13 protein-coding genes are annotated in these 15,413 nt (G+C 70.6%); 7 read left to right on the top strand and 6 right to left on the bottom strand.

Annotation, left to right across the window (positions count from 1 at the left end; genetic code table 11):
• Positions 1-4 precede the first annotated feature (4 nt).
• Positions 5-481, top strand: a complete 477-nt coding sequence (locus ACG04Q_RS22020) for a GNAT family N-acetyltransferase (protein ID WP_394513621.1) — start codon at positions 5-7, stop codon at positions 479-481.
• Here ACG04Q_RS22020 and ACG04Q_RS22015 read toward each other — a convergent pair.
• From ACG04Q_RS22015 to ACG04Q_RS22005, 3 genes are all read right to left on the bottom strand, one after another.
• Positions 453-1,067 (bottom strand): M15 family metallopeptidase, encoded by a 615-nt coding sequence (locus ACG04Q_RS22015; protein ID WP_394513620.1) that lies wholly within the window; start codon positions 1,065-1,067, stop codon positions 453-455. The genes ACG04Q_RS22020 and ACG04Q_RS22015 overlap by 29 nt on opposite strands.
• Positions 1,067-1,966: a LysR family transcriptional regulator gene (locus ACG04Q_RS22010; RefSeq protein WP_394513618.1), complete on the bottom strand. Its 900-nt coding sequence runs from the start codon at positions 1,964-1,966 to the stop codon at positions 1,067-1,069. Before ACG04Q_RS22010 ends, ACG04Q_RS22015 begins: the two co-directional genes overlap by 1 nt.
• 142 nt (positions 1,967-2,108) lie before the next feature.
• Positions 2,109-3,689 carry an ABC transporter substrate-binding protein gene (locus ACG04Q_RS22005; protein ID WP_394513617.1) on the bottom strand — a complete coding sequence of 527 codons (1,581 nt, stop codon included), beginning with the start codon at positions 3,687-3,689 and terminating at the stop codon, positions 2,109-2,111.
• A gap of 120 nt (positions 3,690-3,809) precedes the next feature.
• Here ACG04Q_RS22005 and ACG04Q_RS22000 point away from each other — a divergent pair, with 120 nt between their 5' ends.
• The 5 genes from ACG04Q_RS22000 (at position 3,810) to pepQ (ending at position 8,453) form a co-directional block, all read left to right on the top strand.
• Positions 3,810-4,697 carry an alpha/beta hydrolase gene (locus tag ACG04Q_RS22000; RefSeq protein ID WP_394513616.1) on the top strand — a complete coding sequence of 296 codons (888 nt, stop codon included), beginning with the start codon at positions 3,810-3,812 and terminating at the stop codon, positions 4,695-4,697.
• A complete protein-coding gene (locus ACG04Q_RS21995) occupies positions 4,697-5,770 on the top strand; it encodes a tartrate dehydrogenase (protein WP_394513615.1) in 1,074 nt (357 codons plus the stop codon). Before ACG04Q_RS22000 ends, ACG04Q_RS21995 begins: the two co-directional genes overlap by 1 nt.
• On the top strand, positions 5,767-6,819 hold the full coding sequence (locus ACG04Q_RS21990) for a homocysteine S-methyltransferase family protein (RefSeq protein WP_394513614.1): 1,053 nt from the start codon (positions 5,767-5,769) through the stop codon (positions 6,817-6,819). Before ACG04Q_RS21995 ends, ACG04Q_RS21990 begins: the two co-directional genes overlap by 4 nt.
• A gap of 61 nt (positions 6,820-6,880) precedes the next feature.
• Complete coding sequence (locus ACG04Q_RS21985) at positions 6,881-7,114, top strand: DUF1161 domain-containing protein (RefSeq protein WP_394513612.1); 234 nt, start codon at positions 6,881-6,883, stop codon at positions 7,112-7,114.
• A 10-nt stretch (positions 7,115-7,124) separates the two neighbouring features.
• Positions 7,125-8,453, top strand: a complete 1,329-nt coding sequence (gene pepQ, locus ACG04Q_RS21980; protein ID WP_394513611.1) for a Xaa-Pro dipeptidase — start codon at positions 7,125-7,127, stop codon at positions 8,451-8,453.
• Here pepQ and ACG04Q_RS21975 read toward each other — a convergent pair.
• Positions 8,443-10,716, bottom strand: a complete 2,274-nt coding sequence (locus ACG04Q_RS21975; RefSeq protein WP_394513610.1) for a WD40/YVTN/BNR-like repeat-containing protein — start codon at positions 10,714-10,716, stop codon at positions 8,443-8,445. The two genes, pepQ and ACG04Q_RS21975, sit on opposite strands and share 11 nt — an antisense overlap.
• Positions 10,717-10,924: 208 nt before the next feature.
• On the opposite strand from ACG04Q_RS21975, the gene ACG04Q_RS21970 reads away from it, so the two are divergent.
• Positions 10,925-12,436, top strand: a complete 1,512-nt coding sequence (locus tag ACG04Q_RS21970; protein ID WP_394513609.1) for an MFS transporter — start codon at positions 10,925-10,927, stop codon at positions 12,434-12,436.
• Between the two features lie 14 nt (positions 12,437-12,450).
• Here ACG04Q_RS21970 and ACG04Q_RS21965 read toward each other — a convergent pair whose 3' ends face one another.
• Together ACG04Q_RS21965 and ACG04Q_RS21960 are read right to left on the bottom strand one after the other, a co-directional pair.
• A complete protein-coding gene (locus ACG04Q_RS21965) occupies positions 12,451-12,918 on the bottom strand; it encodes a low molecular weight protein-tyrosine-phosphatase (RefSeq protein WP_394513607.1) in 468 nt (155 codons plus the stop codon).
• Positions 12,919-13,073: 155 nt separating this feature from the next.
• A complete protein-coding gene (locus ACG04Q_RS21960; RefSeq protein WP_394513606.1) occupies positions 13,074-15,407 on the bottom strand; it encodes a TonB-dependent receptor plug domain-containing protein in 2,334 nt (777 codons plus the stop codon).
• Positions 15,408-15,413 lie beyond the last annotated feature (6 nt).

The following is a 15,413-nucleotide window of genomic DNA, read 5'->3' as shown; positions in this document are numbered from 1 at the left end:
CTCCATGCACATCGCCCTCGAATCGCCCGACCAGCCCGACGTCATCGCCCTCATCACCGAGCTGGACGCCTATCAGGACTCGCTGTACCCGCCCGAGAGCCGGCATGCGCTGGACCTGGCTTCGCTGAAGCAGCCGCACGTGGTTTTCGCGGTCGCGCGCGATGCTGGCGGGCTGGCGGTGGGCTGCGGCGCCATCGTGCTGGGGGCCGAGTTCGGCGAGCTCAAGCGCATGTTCGTCAGCCCGCGGGCCCGTGGCCACGGCCTGGCGCGCCGCCTGCTGGCGCTGCTGGAGGCCGAGGCCGCGACCCGGGGCTGCCGCGTCGTCACGCTGGAGACGGGCCCCTACCAGCCCGAGGCGCTGGGCCTGTACGCCGCCTGTGGCTTCGAGCGCTGCGGCCCGTTCGGCGGCTATGCGGACGACCCGCTCAGCGTCTTCATGCAGAAGCCGCTGCTCACAGCACCCGTGGCAGGTCGCGCCTGACCGCCACGCGGTCGCCGTAGTCGAAATGCCACCACTCGGTGGCGATGCCGTGGAAGCCGGCCTCGCGCATCGCGGCGCGCAGCCAGCCGCGCTCGACGAGCTGCTGGGCGGTCAGCAGCCCCAGCGCCAGGTGCTCGGCTTCGTGGTCGGGGTGGGAGGTGAGCGTCATCTCGTCGAAGCCCGACCCCATGTCGACCTCGCGGCCCTGCGGGTCCAGCAGCGTCAGGTCTACGGCCATGCCGAAGCTGTGGATGGAGCCGCGCTCGGGCGGGGCCAGGTACATCGTCAGCGGCGTGCCCTGCAGCTCGTCCCACAGGCGCTGCTGCACACGCTGCGGGCGCAGCGCGTCCAGCACCAGCAGCCGCCAGCCGGGGCGGCGCGCGTGCAGCCACGCGGCGGCATGCTCCAGCGCGTCGGCGGCCTCGCGGCGTAGCCAGTGGCAGTCGATGCCGGCGTAGACGGGGTGGCCGACGAAGTTGTCGGCCGTGGCGTAGCGCAGGTCCACGGCGATGCCGTGGCGTAGCGTGTCCAGCCGGCGGAAGTGCGGGTGGCTGGCGATGTCTTCGATGCGGACGGTGTCGGCCATCAGGGCAGGCGGGCGAGGTGTTCGTGGGCGGCCGCGGTGATGAACTTCACCAGCCGGCGCGAGGCCTGGCCCAGCGGCGCGCTGGCGGCGCTGAGCAGGTAGAGGTGGACGCTGACCTGCGGCGCCAGCGCGCGCACGCGGACCTTGGTGGTGTCGGCGCTCGCGGCGGTGAACGGGTCCACCAGCGTCATGCCCACGCCGGCCTCCACCAGCGCGCGGGCGAGCTGGTAGGTCTGCACGGTGATGCGGCTGGCCAGCGTCTGGCCCAGCGCCTCGCCGGCGTGGTGCAGCAGGCTGGCGAGCGGGTCGTCGCTGTGCAGGCCAACGATCTCGGTGCGGATGTCGGCCAGGTCCAGCGGGCCGTCGCCACGCGCCTCGGGGCTGGCCAGCGGGCACAGCGCCACCATCGCGCCGCTGGCGATGACCTCGGCCTTGATCCCAGGGTGGCGCGGGTCCTGCAGCGACAGCGCCAGGTCGGCCTCGCCCAGCAGCAGCGCCGACACGATCTCGCGCGTGTGGTGCGTGGCCAGCGAACAGTTGGCCTGCGGGAAGGCCTTGCACCAGGGTGTCATCGCGGCCGGCACGATGGCGGTGGCCAGCGCCGGCGTGGCCACCAGCCGCACCTGCTCGGTCTCGCCGCTCTTCAGGTTGGCGGCCAGGCGGCGGATGCCGACGAGGTCGCGGTTGAGCTTGTCGATCTCGACGAACAACCGCTGCGCCTCGGGCGTTGGGTAGAGCTTGCCGCGCACGCGGTCGAACAGCGCCATGCCCAGCTGCAGCTCGCAGTGCTGCAGCACCTTGGTGACGGCCGGCTGCGAGATGTGCAGCAGCTGCGCGGCACCGCTGATGGTGCCGGCCTGCATGATGGCGTGGAAGACCTCGATATGTCGGAGCCTCATGGTGCCCCCGGCCCAGCGCAAACGCTGGTCCGCCCCCCGAGGGGGCCGGCCGACTGCCGGGCCAGGAGCCCGGCCGCCAGCCGTGAGGGCCGGCTTGGGACGGCCCGGCGCTCGGCCCGTGAAGGCACTACGGCCACGGTGCTCATTTCCGGTAAACGCCTTCGAAGTCGACGGAGCCGTTCGGCGCCATCTTGAAGCCCACCACGTCCTTGCGGATCGGGATGTAGACGGTGGAGTGCGCCATCGTGATCCACGGCCGTTCGCGCTTGAAGATCTCCTGCGCCTTCTCGTACATCGCATGGCGCTTGGCGGCGTCGGGCGTGGCGCGGGCGTCGTCGATGAGCTTGTCGAACTCGGCGTTGCAGAACTTGATGCCGCCCTTGCTGGTTGCACAGCTGAGGTTGGGCGTCAGGAAGTCGTCGGCATCGCCGGTCTCGCCGCTCCAGCCGCTCATGTAGACGTTGTGCTCGCCGTTGTTGGCGCGCTTGAGGTACTCACCCCACTCATAGGTCTTGATGCTGGCCTTGACGCCGATCTTGGCCCAGTCCTGCTGGATGAGCTGGGCCATCAGCTGGCCGTTGGGGTTGGTGGGCCGTTGCACGGGCAGGGCCCACAGGTCGATCTCGAAGCCGTTGGGGTAACCGGCCTTGGCCAGCAGCGCCTTGGCCTTGGCGGGGTCGAACTCGTTCTTCAGCTTCTTGTTGTAGCCGGGGATGGCGGGCGGAAAGGCGCTGACGGCCTGCATCGCGTCGCCGCGCGGGAACAGCGCCTTGAAGATCGCGTCGCGGTCGATGGCGATGTCCAGCGCTTCGCGGACCTCACGGCGGTCGGTGGGCGGCTTCTTCAGGTTGAAGCTCAGATAGGAGATGTTCAGCGCCTGGATCTTCTCGATGCTGACGTTGGGGTTGCCGCTGAGCGAGGCGATGTCCACATCGCGCAGCGCCGCCGTCACGTGGCATTCGCCGGCGGCGATCTTCTGCACGCGCACATTGGGCTCGCGGCTGATGCTGAACACCAGCGTCGGCGTGGGCTGCTTGCCGCCCCAGTAGTCGGGGTTGGCCGTCATGCGCAGCACGTCGTCCTTGGCATAGCTCTTGAACATGAACGGCCCGGTGCCCACCGGCTGCACATTGATCTGGCTGGCCTTGCCGGTCTTCAGCAGCTGCGCGGCGTACTCGGCGGAATGGATGCCGGCAAAGGCGAACGCGAAGTTGGCGACGAAGGTGACGTTGGGCTGCTTCAGCCGGAAGCGCACCGTCATGTCGTCCACCCGGTCGATGCCGGCGATGAGCTTGGCCAGGCCCAGGTTCTGCGGGTAGATGAAGTTGGCCGGGAAGGCCTTGTTGAACGGGTGGCTGGGGTCGATGAAGCGCGAGAACGTGAACATCACGTCGTCGGCGTTGAAGTCACGCGTGGGCTTGAACCACGGCGTGCTGTGGAACTTCACGCCCGGGCGCAGCTTGAAGGTGAAGCTCTTCGCGTCGGGCGAGATCTCCCAGCTCGTGGCCAGCTTGGGCGTCAGCTCGGTCGTGGGCCGCTTGAAGCCCAGCAGCCCGTCAAACATCTGGCTGCCAACGATGTTGGTGCTGGCGCTGTCCCACAGGCCGGGGTCGAAGCCCTCGGGGCTGGCGTCGGCGCAGTAGATCAGCGGCTTGCCCTGGGCCAGCACGGCGGCGGGCAGCAGGGTGAGGGCGGCGGAAAGCAGGAACGGTGCGGTCTTCATGGCGACGGGAAGCGGGTGCGGGCCAGCGGATTGTTGGGCGTGCCCGGGCGGGCGCAAGCGCTGCCAACGGCGTGGGGCATAACAAAAGCTTATACGCAGTGGCGGTCCACAATCGTCGGCATGTGGACCGGCTTCCAACCCCTGACCTTCCAGCGCGACGGCGTCGCGCTGTTCGCCCGCCAGGGCGGCCCGACGGCGTCCGGGCGCGAGCCGCTGCTGCTGTTGCACGGCCATCCGCAGACGATGGCCATGTGGCACCGCGTCGCGCCGGTGCTGGCGCAGACGCGGCGCGTCGTGCTGATGGACTTGCGCGGCTACGGCGACAGCGACCGGCCGCCGGCCGGCGAGGGCAGCGCGGCGTACGCCAAGCGCGAGATGGCGCTGGACGCCGTGGCGCTGATGCGCTCGCTGGGCCACGAGCGCTTTGCCGTGCTGGCGCACGACCGTGGCGCGCGCGTGGCGCATCGGCTGGCGCTGGACCACCCCGCCGCCGTCACGCGGCTGATGTTGCTGGACATCGCGCCCACGCTGGCCATGTACGAGGGCACGACCGAGGCCTTCGCGCGTGGCTACTGGCATTGGTTCTTCCTGATCCAGCCGGCGCCGCGCCCTGAGCGCTTCATCGAGGCCGACCCGCTGGCCTATCTGCGCGAGGGTATGGGCCGCGCTGGTGACTTTTTCCAACCCGAAGCCTGGGCCGAGTACGAGCGCTGCATTGCCCGCCCAGGTTCCGCTGCCGGCATCTGTGGCGACTACCGCGCCGGTGCCGGCATCGACCTGGACCACGACCGCGCCGACCGCGCCGCCGGCCGGCGTGTCACCGCGCCGCTGCGCGTGCTGTGGGGCGCCGACGGCGTCGTCGGCCGCTGCTTCGACCCGCTCGCGCTGTGGCGCGACGCCGCCGACAACGTCAGTGGCCGCGCCGTGGACAGCGGCCACTACATCGCCGAGCAGGCCGCTGACGTGGTGCTGGCCGAGGCGGCAGAGTTTTTCTTCGAGGATTTGTGATGCAGAGGATTGCAGTATTGGCCGGTGACGGCATTGGCCAGGAAACCATGCCCGAGGGGCTGCGCGTGATGCGTGCCGTGGCCGAGCGCTTCGGCCTGCCTTTGCGCTTCGAGGAGTTCGACTTCGCCAACTGCCGCTACTACGAGCAGCACGGCCAGATGATGCCCAGCGACTGGAAAGACCAGATCGGCGGCCATGACGCCATCTTCTACGGTGCCGTCGGCTGGCCCGCGACGGTGCCCGACCATGTCAGCCTGTGGGGCTCGCTGCTGCAGTTCCGCCGCGAGTTCGACCAGTACGTGAACCTGCGCCCCGCGCGGCTGATGCCCGGCGTGCGCTCGCCGCTGGCCGGTCGCCAGCCGGGCGACATCGACATGTGGATCGTCCGCGAGAACACCGAGGGCGAGTACTCCTCGGTCGGCGGGCGCATGTACCCCGGCACCGAGCGCGAGATCGTGCTGCAGGAGACCGTGATGAGCCGCGTCGGCGTGGACCGCGTGCTGCGCTTCGCCTTCGAGCTGGCCGCCTCGCGGCCGCGCGCCCGGCTGACGTCGGCCACCAAGAGCAATGGCATCGCCATCACGATGCCGTACTGGGACGAGCGCGTGGAGGCCATGGCCGCGCAGTACCCCGGTGTCGGCGTCGACAAGTTCCACATCGACATCCTGTGTGCCCACTTCGTGCAGCGGCCGCAGCACTTCGACGTGGTGGTGGCCAGCAACCTATTCGGCGACATCCTGTCCGACCTCGGCCCCGCCTGCACCGGCACCATCGCCATCGCGCCGTCGGCCAACCTGAACCCGACGCGCGAGTGGCCCAGCCTGTTCGAGCCGGTGCATGGCTCGGCGCCGGACATCGCCGGGAAGGGCATCGCCAACCCCATCGGCCAGATCTGGGCCGGCGCCATGATGCTGGACTTCCTCGGCCACCGCGCCGCGCATGACGCCGTCATGGCGGCCATCGAGACGGTGCTGGCCGACCCCGCCGCGCCGAAGACGCGCGACCTGGGCGGCAGCGCCTCTTGCACCCAGCTGGGCCAGGCCATCGCCGAGGCTGCGAAAATCGGCGCATGAAGCCCATCGCCTACACCCGCGCCAAAGACCTGCCCGCCACGCTGCAGCAACGCATCGCCGTCCTGGACGGCGCGATGGGCACCATGATCCAGCGCTACAAGCTCGGCGAGGCCGACTACCGCGGCGAGCGCTTCAAGGACCACGGCAAGGACCTGAAGGGCAACAACGAGCTGCTGCTGTTCACGCGGCCCGACGTCATCCGCGAGATCCACGAGCAGTACCTTGCCGCCGGCGCCGACCTCATCGAGACCAACACCTTCGGCGCCACGTCCGTCGCGCAGGAAGACTACGACCTGCCCGAGCTGGCCTACGAGATGAACGTCGTCGCCGCGCAGATCGCCCGCGCCGCCTGCGACAAGTACTCGACGCCCGACAAGCCGCGCTACGTGGCCGGCGCGCTGGGCCCCACGCCGCGCACCGCGTCCATCAGCCCTGACGTCAACGACCCCGGCGCCCGCAACATCGACTTCGACACGCTGCGCGACGCCTACTACGAGCAGGCCAAGGGGCTGCTCGAGGGCGGCGCCGACGTGTTCCTCATCGAGACCATCTTCGACACGCTGAACGCCAAGGCCGCCATCTTCGCGGTGGACCAGCTGATGGAAGACACCGGCGAGCGCCTGCCCGTCATCATCTCGGGCACCGTGACTGACGCGTCCGGCCGCATCCTGTCGGGCCAGACGGTCACCGCCTTCTGGCACTCGGTGCGCCACGCGCGGCCCATCGCCATCGGCCTGAACTGCGCCTTGGGCGCCACGCTGATGCGGCCCTACATCGAGGAGCTGGCCAAGGTGGCGGGTGACGTGGCGGTCAGCTGCTACCCCAATGCCGGCCTGCCCAACCCGATGAGCGACACCGGCTTCGACGAGACGCCGGACGTCACCGCGCGGCTGGTGGGCGAGTTCGCGCAGGCCGGCTTCCTGAACATCGCCGGCGGCTGCTGCGGCACCACGCCCGACCACATCGCGGCCATCGCCAAGGCCGTGTCGGCCTACAAGCCGCGCGTTCACGGCGACAAGTTCTTCAGCCAGATGCTGGACGCCGCCTGAGCGGCCGCGGTCGCGCAGAATGGCGGCTTCATCCGCCCTGTCCGCCTTGTGCGCCACCGCCATGACACAACCCGCCCTGCTGCTGATCGCCGCCACCGCCGCCCTGCTGACCTCCGCCGCCCACGCCGCCCCCAAGCCCTGCGACGAGCTGAAGGCCGAGATCGCGGCCAAGCTGGACGAGAAGGGCGTGAAGGGCTACGAGATCGCTGCCGTCGACAACGACAAGGTGGGCGACGCCAAGGTCATCGGCAGCTGCGACGGCGGCACCAAGAAGCTGACTTACGTGCGCAAGTGAGCCGGCGGCCATGAGCCTGTACCGGGACCACCTCGCCACGCTGCAGCGCCAGGCCGAAAGCGCGCTGGCACGCACCGGGCACGACGCGCTGCTGATCGCCTCGGGCATCGAGAAGTACGCTTTCCTCGACGACCGGCCCTACCTGTTCCAGCCCAACCCGCACTTCAAGCACTGGCTGCCGCTGACGAACCATCCGCATTCGTGGATCGCCGTGCGGCCGGGCCGCAAGCCGCGGGTCGTGTACTACCAGCCCGACGACTACTGGCATGTACCGCCCGAGGCGCCCAGCGGCGAGTGGGTGGAGGCGGTCGAGCTGGTCGTCATCCGCGAGCCCGAGGATGCCGCGAAGGCGCTGGCCGACCTCGTCACCCCGCGCACGGCCGTCATCGGCGAAGCGGACGCGGGGCTGCCTGGCCTCGTGCCCAACAACCCCGAGCTGCTGCTGAACCTGCTGCACTGGGCGCGCGGCGTGAAGACGCCGTACGAGCTGACCCAGATGCGCGCCGCGCAGCGCCGGGCGGTGCCGGGCCATGTGGCCGCACGAGCGGCCTTCCTGCGCGGCGACAGCGAGGCCGGCATCCACCGCGCCTACCTTGTCGCCACCGGCCACACCGACCGCGACCTGCCGTACACCAACATCATCGGTCTCAACGAGCACGCCGCGGTGCTGCACTACCAGTACCAGGACGAGCGCCCGCCGGCCGAGCCGCGCAGCTTCCTCATCGACGCCGGCGCGCAGGTCAACGGCTATGCCAGCGACATCACGCGCACCTGGGTCAATGCAGATGTCGCGGGCCACGACGAGTTCGCCGCGCTGGTGGCCGCGATGGAGCGCGAGCAGCTGGCGCTGGTGGACGAGGTGCGCGAGGGCGTGGACTACCGCGACATCCACCTCAGCACGCACCGCCGCGTGGCCCGCGTGCTGCGCGAGGCCGGTCTCGTGCGCATGAGCGACGAGGCCATGGTGGCCGAGGGCGTCACCAAGCCGTTCTTCCCGCATGGCATCGGCCACCTGCTGGGCCTGCAGGTGCACGACGTGGGCGGCTTCATGGCCAGCGAGGAAGGCGGCGTGGCGGACAAGCCCGAGGGCCACCGCTACCTGCGCCTGACGCGGCCGCTGCAGGCCGGCATGGTGGTCACCATCGAGCCGGGGCTGTACTTCATCCCCACGCTGCTGCGCCGGCTGCGCGAGTCGCCCCAGGCGGCCCACGTGGACTGGGCGGCGGTGGAGCGGCTGTCGCGCTACGGCGGCATCCGCATCGAGGACGACGTGGCCTGCCGCGCTGGCGGTGAGCCGCCCGAGAACCTGACGCGGGACGCGTTCGCGGCTACGGCCTGACGGCCGGGTCGCCGTACAGCACGCCGCGGCCGTGCGTGCCGACGTAGACGCGGCCGAACACCTTGGGGTCGCCGCTGACCTGCAGGATCAGCCCCCACTGGTGCGCGTCGTCGTTGATGCGCTGCCAGCTGGTGGCTGAGTCGGTGGAGCGGAACAGGCCGTAGCGGCCGGCCACGGTGCCGGCGAGGACCAGCGCCGGGGCCTTGCTGCGCGGCGCCGCGCGGCCGAGGCCGAAGGCGTGGATCTCGCTGACGCCGGGCAGGCGCTGGAACGCGCCGCCGTCGCCGGCACGGTACAGGCCGTGGAACGCGGCCAGCCACAGCACGCCCTCGCGGCCGGGCTCGGCGTAGAGCCGGTCCTGGCCGCCGCGGTCGTCGCCGCGCTTGCTCTGGTTGTGGCTGCCCGGCGCGGTGCGCGTGACGGGGCCGTCCGGCAGCGCCAGCGGACGGGCGGTGAACGTGAGGCCGGCGTCGCGGCTGCTGAACAGGCGGTCGTCGAACAGCGCCATCGCGTGGAAGCGCTGCGGGTTCACGCGGTCGGCGATGACGCGGGTGCCGGCCGGCAGGCCTTGCACCGGCGTCCAGGTGTCGCCGCGGTCGTGGGTGACGTGGGGCGTGCCGCCCTTGGGCGTCCAGACCCAGGCGCGGCCGTCGGCGGACACGGCGATGAAGCCGTCGCCGGGCAGCTTGCCGGCGGGCACCGTGGCGGGTTCGCGCCAGCTGGCGCCGCCGTCGAGCGAATAGCCCAGGTTCTTCGTGCCGCCGTCGCGGGCGTTGCCGATGCGCACGATCACCTCGGGCGCGGCCTCGGCGCCGGTCACGTCGTGCGTGTTGCCGAAGAAGGGCGGCTTGGGGTTGCCGGCGGCGGGCTGGTCCAGGTCGGTGTGCACGAAGCCCGAGTAGTCGCCGATGGCCGTCACCAGCGGCACGCCCTGCGTCGGGCTGTGCAGCGCCAGCGCGACGGTTTCCTCTATGCCGCGGGACATGACCTGCCAGCGCGTGGGGCGGCCACGGTCGGCGTCCGTCAGGTTCAGCGTCTCCCAGCCGCCGTAGCCGGTGGTGAACAGCGCGTGGTCGGGGTTGGCGGGGTTGATGCGGACGTCGTAGAGCCAGTGCAGGTGGGTGTCGGCCACGTAGGGCGCGGCGGACGCGTCGAAGCTCGCGGTCTTGAACAGCTCGGTCCACGTGGCGCCGGCGTCGGTGCTGCGGAACAGCTGGTCACCCGCGCCGCGGCCGGCCGTGCTGGCGAGCAGGCGCTGCGGGTGCGCCGGGTCAACGGCCACGGTGGCGTAGCCGAAGGGGTCGGTGGCGCCGGGGCGGGCGGGCGTGATGTCGGCCCAGGTGTCGGTGCGCGGGTCCAGCCGCCAGACGCTGCCGTCGGTCATGCGGTGGGGGCCGGGCTCGCTGGCGAAGGCCAGGTAGAGCCGGCCGTCGCCCGCCAGCGCGGCGCGCATGGGGCGGTGTTGCGTGGGCGCGCCGGGCACGGGCCGCCAGCTGGCGCCGGCGTCCGTGCTGCGCCACAGGCCGGGCCGGCCGACGACGGACACGCCGGCGTAGACCGTGCGGCTGGGCTGGCCGCGCGCGCCGCTGGCCGGGTCGAACAGCACGAAGTTGATCGTCGCCTTGCCGTCGCTGCCGCCCCAGCCGGGGCGCGGGCCGTCGCTGGCGTCGCGCTGCCAGGCGGCGTCGGGGAAGCTGTCGACGCGCTGCAGGCTGCGGCCGGCGTCGGTGCTGCGCCACAGCCCTGTGGTGCGGCTGGCCAGGTAGAGCACGCGGCCGTCGTTGGGGTCCACGGCCAGCCGCTCGCCGTTGCCGCGGCCGCCTTCGTTGCCGCCCAGCGGGAAGGGCAGCGCGGTGCGCTGGAAGGTCTTGCCGCGGTCCGCCGAGCGCAGCAGCGCGCCGTTGGGCACGCCGGCGACCGTGTAGGTGCCGCAGGCGAGGAGCAGCACGTCGGGGTCGTTCGGGTCCACGGCCAGGCTCTCCACGCCCATCAGGTTCACGTCCTTCAGCGCCAGCCCGTCCAGCAGCGGCGTCCAGGTGCCGGTGGCGGTGTCGCGGCGGTAGGCGCCGCCCATGTCGGTGCGGGCGTACATCAGGCCCGGCACGGCCGGGTGCAGCGCGAAGCCGCTGACGAAGCCGCCGCCGACGATGGCGACGGGCTTCCAGGCGTAGGCCGGGTCGGCTGCGGGCGCGGCGGGCGCACCGGTGGCCAGCGCGAGCTGCGCACCCAGCAGCGCGCCCAGCAGGGGTTTGAAGGGGTTCATGTCTCCAGCGTCTTCTTGTTCAAGTGCCGGCATCGTCCATTTGTTCGCGTGTCGAACAAATACGGTTTACCCGGAGGAACGGGCGGCGGCGGGCGACCGTCGGGCCAGGGTTCCCGGCAGGTCACCCGTCGGCGGGACATGGGATACTTGCTGGAACGACAGGCCGCAAAAAATGGAATTACATTCCATTTTCAAGGAGACAGCACGCATGAGCCACCCGATCTCGTTGAAGCACACGCTGAGCTACGGCAGCGCGAACCTGCTGGGCAGTGGCGCGCTGGCCATCGCCGGGGCCTGGCTGCTGTACTTCTACACGACGTTCTGCGGGCTGACCGTGGTGGAGGCCGCCACGATCTTCTCGGTGGCCAGCATCCTGGACGCGATCAGCAACCCCGTGATGGGGTACATCAGCGACAACTTCTACAACACCCGGCTGGGCCGGCGGTTCGGGCGGCGGCGGTTCTTCATCCTGATCGGCATTCCGCTGGTGCTGCTGTATCCGCTGATGTGGGTGGAGGGGTTCGGGTTCTGGTACTACCTCGGCATGTACGCGCTGTTCGAGCTGGTCTACACGTCCATCATGGTGCCGTACGAGACGCTGGCCACCGAGATGACGACGGACTTCGCGGTGCGCTCCAAGCTCACGGGCTCCAAGGCGATGTTCGGCAAGGCGGCCAACTTCCTGGCGGCGTTCATCCCTGCGCAGCTGTTCCTCGTCTACAGCAAGGAGTCGGCCACGCCCTTCCTGCTGATGGGCATCATCTACGCCGCCATCATGTGCGCGGCGATGGCGGCGCTGTACTTCAATTCCTGGGAGCGCCCGGCCCACGAGGTGGTGCAGGAGCGTGCCGGCAGCCTGTGGCAGGCGCTGAAGAAGCTCGGCGCGGACATGCTGTCCACCTTCCACCTGAAGATCTTCCGCAAGCACCTGGGCATGTACCTGCTGGGGTTCGGTGCGGAATGGCTGTTCGCATCGATCTTCACCTACTTCATCGTGTTCGTGATGGAGCAGGACAAGTCGGTCGTCGGCTACCTGAACAGCTTCAGCTCGGTGATGCAGCTGATCTCGACGATGGCGTTCATCGGCCTGTGCATCAAGTTCGGTTTTGCGCGGCCCTACCGCATCGCGCTGCTGGTGGTCTGCGGCAGCGTGCTGGCCTACACCGCGCTGCACTTCCTGGGCTGGTCCAAGCAGACGACCGCCATCGCGCTGTTCGCCATCACGGCCGTGTTCGGGCTGGGCACGGGCGGCGTGTACTACATCCCCTGGACGGTCTACACCTTCCTGGCCGACGTGGACGAGGTGCTGACGGGCCGCCGCCGGGAGGGCATCTACGCCGGCGCGATGACGTTTGCCGGCAAGATCACACGCTCGGTCATCGTGTTCGCAATGGGCTGGGTGCTGGGCGAGTTCGGCTTCCTGTCCGGCCAGGCCGCGCAGCCGGAGAGCGCCGTCAACGCCATCGTCGGCGTGTTCTCGCTGGGCGTCATCGGCCTGGGCCTGGGCGGCATCTACTACACCTACCAGATGAAGCTGGACCGCCAGAACCACGCGGTGCTGCTGGCGGAGATCGACCGCATCAAGGCCGGCGGCCGCATCGCCGACGCGCCGCCCGAGGCCCGCGCCGTGGCGGAGGAGCTGACCGGCTGGAAGTACGAGCAGTGCTGGGGCAACAACAAGCTGGCACCCAAGGACAGCCCGGTGCACGCGCGCGCCTGAGCGCAGGCCGCGGGTCAGCGGCGTAGCTCGGCCGCGATGAGTCCGTCGCAGGCGGCTTCCACCAGGTCCAGCACGGTCTCGAACCCGGCCGCGCCGCCGTAGTACGGGTCCGGCACATGGCGCTGGCCGAGGTGCGGCGCGTAGTCCAGCAGCAGTTTCAGGCGCTGCCGCCGGGACGGCGGGCACAGCCTCTGGGCGTGGGCGAGGTTGTCGCCGTCCATCGCCAGCACAAGGTCGAAACGGTCGAAGTCCGCGGCCACCAGCTGGCGGGCGCGCAGCGGGCTGAGGTCGTAGCCGCGCTTGCGCGCATGCTCCTGGCTGCGTTCGTCCGGCGGCGCGCCGACGTGGTAGCCATGCGTGCCGGCGGAGTCCACCTCGACGTCCAGCCCCGCCGCGGCCAGCTTGGCGCGCATGACGCCATCGGCCGTCGGGCTGCGGCAGATGTTGCCCATGCAGAAGAAGAGGATGCGTCGGATCGTCATACGGGCTGCATTTTCCAGCGGACCGGTGCCGAGCCGCCCCAAGCCGGCCCGCAGGCGATGTGCAAGCGGCTCAATGCCGCTTGCATCGCCGTCCCCTCGGGGGACCGCCTAGACGCGCCTGCGTTCAGCAGAGCGGGTCTGGGCGAGGGGCGCCTTCAAAACCGCATGTCGGCGCGCAGCGAGATGACCCGGAAGGTCTTGTTGCGCGACCAGCTCTCGGTCAGGTACTCGCGCTGGGTGACGCTGTTGATGCTGGTGCCCACCGAGCTGTCCTCGGCGTCGCGCGGCAGCAGGTTGGCCATGGACAGCCGCCAGTTGATGCCGTCGCGCACCGAGCCGCTGCTCCAGGACAGGTAGGCGTCGAACTGGTGGCGGGCCGTCTGGTCGCGGCGCAGCGTCTCGGTCACCTGCTCGCGGCTGGCGGGCACGTAGTTCACGTTGAAGCCGCTGCCGAAGCTCAGCCCCCAGGCCTTCCAGCGGTGGTCCAGCCCGAAGTTCAGGCTGCCGCGCGGCTGCTGGTCGATGCGGTTGCTGTTGCCCGGCAGGCCCTGCACCCTGTTCTTGAAGACGGCGGCGTTGAAGCGCAGCAGCATCATCTGCAGCTCGGCCGGCGCGTCCTCCCACAGCTCGTCCATGCGGGCCTTGAACTCGAACTCCATCCCCATGCGTTGCGCGCGGCCGAGGTTGCGCGGCCGGCTGACCCAGCGCTGCGCGCTGTCCCAGCTCACCGTCTCCAGCTGCACGTCGCTGCGGATCAGGTTCTTGATGTCGCGCAGGAAGGCGCTGCCCGAAATGATGCCGCCGGTGGGCAGCCAGTGTTCCAGGCTGAGGTCGGCGCCGGTGGCCAGCTCGGGCTTCAGGGCCGGGTTGCCGGCGCGGTCGGCGTGGGTCTGGTAGTTGGGGCCGTCGGGGTAGGTGGTGTTGATGGTGGGGCGCGCCACCAGGTCGTTGAGGTTGGGCGCGCGGTAGCTGCGCGTGAGCGCCAGGCGCACCTGGTCCTTGGGGAAGGCTGCGGGCTTCCAGAGGATGTGGAACAGCGGCGAGGTGACCTGCGAGACGTTGCGCGTCTCGGGCAGCATGCCCGCCGCGGCGGCCGTGGTGGCGATGCGCTCGTAGCGCAGGCCCGCGTAGAACGCCCACTGCTTGCTGGGGCTCCACTCGTCCTGCGTGAAGGCCGCGAAGCGCTCGTTGCGCGAGGCCAGCAGGTTGCCGAAGCGCGCCAGGCCCGGCAGCGGCGCGCCGTTGACCAGCGTGTCCACCACCTGCGTGCGCTGGCTGCGCTCGGCCTCGGCGCCGGTGACCCACTGGTGCTCCTGGGCGGTCTTCAGGCTCCAGCGGCCGCCGAGGCTGGTCTGGTCTTCCTCCACCGTGCTGCGGTCCTGCTGCGCGCGGTCGGTGGTGACGCCGGCCAGGGTCTGCGTGTCGCGGCGGTCGCTGCGGCGGGTGTTCTTGGTGGTGCCGGTGCCCAGCCGCAGGTTGAAGCTCTCACCCAGCTGGGGCCGGTAGTCGGCCGACATGTTTAGGCGCAGATGGTGGTTGCGCGCGTCGTTCTGGGTATGCACGTCGCGAAACCGCGTGCCCTCGGAGTTGAACTGGCTGCTGCCGTCGCTCTGCGACAGGAAGAACGACGGCGTCAGGTTGAAGCTCAGCGTGTCGCTGTACTTCCAGCGCAGCCGGGCGTTGCCGTTCAGGCTGGTGTTCTGGTTCTCGCTGGTGCCGAGCTGCGTGTTCTGCTCGACGACCTCGCCGGTCTGCGTGTCCGTGCGGCGATTGCCCGAGTCGACGTTGTTGAAGAAGCGGCGCACGGCGCCGTTCGTGGAGATGGCGCCGACGAACTCGTCGTTGTTGGGGCCGCCCCACTTGAGGTTGCGGGTCCAGCTGGCGTCGGCCTGCGGCTCGTTGCGGTCCCAGCCCAGGCCCACGCGCACCTCGTGGTTGGACTTCTGCAGCGGCTCGCGCAGCACGATGTTGATGGTGCCCGCAATGGCCCGCGTGCCGGTGGCGGCGGTGGGGGCGCGGTAGATCTCGATGCGCTCGATCTGGTCGGGCGGCAAGTCCTCCACGGCGAAGCCCGGCGGCGGGCGCTCCTCGTCGATGAGGATCTGCGTGGCGCCGCCGCCCATGCCGCGCATGCGGATGTCGCCGCCACGGCCAGGGCGGCCGCCCAGCGTCACACCCGGCAGCCGGCGCAGCACGTCGCCCAGCACGACGTCGCCGTACTTCTCCAGGTCCTCGCGTTCGATGACGATCTTGCTGGCCGTGCTGTTGCGGCGACGGCTGTTGGCCGTCGGGCCGCTGCTGACCTCCACGCGGTCCAGCTTGTTGCCCGTGGCGGCCGGTGCCGGCGCCGCAGCCGGTGCGGCCGGTGCGGCCGGCGTGGCCGGCGTGGCCGCTGGGGCAGGCGGGGTGGGCGTCGGGGCCTGGGCCACACCCGGCAGGCTGACGGCGCAGAGACAGGGCGCGGCCAGCGCGAGGAGGAGGCGGCTCATGGCCGC

Source organism: Pelomonas lactea, assembly GCF_043555885.1.
GTDB classification, from domain to species: domain Bacteria; phylum Pseudomonadota; class Gammaproteobacteria; order Burkholderiales; family Burkholderiaceae_C; genus Pelomonas; species Pelomonas lactea.
The sequence above is the reverse complement of the archived record's forward strand: the minus strand, read 5'-3'. Positions and strand labels throughout refer to the sequence as shown.

Coding starts and splice junctions, on each gene's coding strand:
- ACG04Q_RS22020 (WP_394513621.1), top strand. CDS start 5: ATGCACATCGCCCTCGAATCGCCCGACCAGCCCGACGTCATCGCCCTC.
- ACG04Q_RS22015 (WP_394513620.1), bottom strand. CDS start 1,067: ATGGCCGACACCGTCCGCATCGAAGACATCGCCAGCCACCCGCACTTC.
- ACG04Q_RS22010 (WP_394513618.1), bottom strand. CDS start 1,966: ATGAGGCTCCGACATATCGAGGTCTTCCACGCCATCATGCAGGCCGGC.
- ACG04Q_RS22005 (WP_394513617.1), bottom strand. CDS start 3,689: ATGAAGACCGCACCGTTCCTGCTTTCCGCCGCCCTCACCCTGCTGCCC.
- ACG04Q_RS22000 (WP_394513616.1), top strand. CDS start 3,810: ATGTGGACCGGCTTCCAACCCCTGACCTTCCAGCGCGACGGCGTCGCG.
- ACG04Q_RS21995 (WP_394513615.1), top strand. CDS start 4,697: ATGCAGAGGATTGCAGTATTGGCCGGTGACGGCATTGGCCAGGAAACC.
- ACG04Q_RS21990 (WP_394513614.1), top strand. CDS start 5,767: ATGAAGCCCATCGCCTACACCCGCGCCAAAGACCTGCCCGCCACGCTG.
- ACG04Q_RS21985 (WP_394513612.1), top strand. CDS start 6,881: ATGACACAACCCGCCCTGCTGCTGATCGCCGCCACCGCCGCCCTGCTG.
- pepQ (WP_394513611.1), top strand. CDS start 7,125: ATGAGCCTGTACCGGGACCACCTCGCCACGCTGCAGCGCCAGGCCGAA.
- ACG04Q_RS21975 (WP_394513610.1), bottom strand. CDS start 10,716: ATGAACCCCTTCAAACCCCTGCTGGGCGCGCTGCTGGGTGCGCAGCTC.
- ACG04Q_RS21970 (WP_394513609.1), top strand. CDS start 10,925: ATGAGCCACCCGATCTCGTTGAAGCACACGCTGAGCTACGGCAGCGCG.
- ACG04Q_RS21965 (WP_394513607.1), bottom strand. CDS start 12,918: ATGACGATCCGACGCATCCTCTTCTTCTGCATGGGCAACATCTGCCGC.
- ACG04Q_RS21960 (WP_394513606.1), bottom strand. CDS start 15,407: ATGAGCCGCCTCCTCCTCGCGCTGGCCGCGCCCTGTCTCTGCGCCGTC.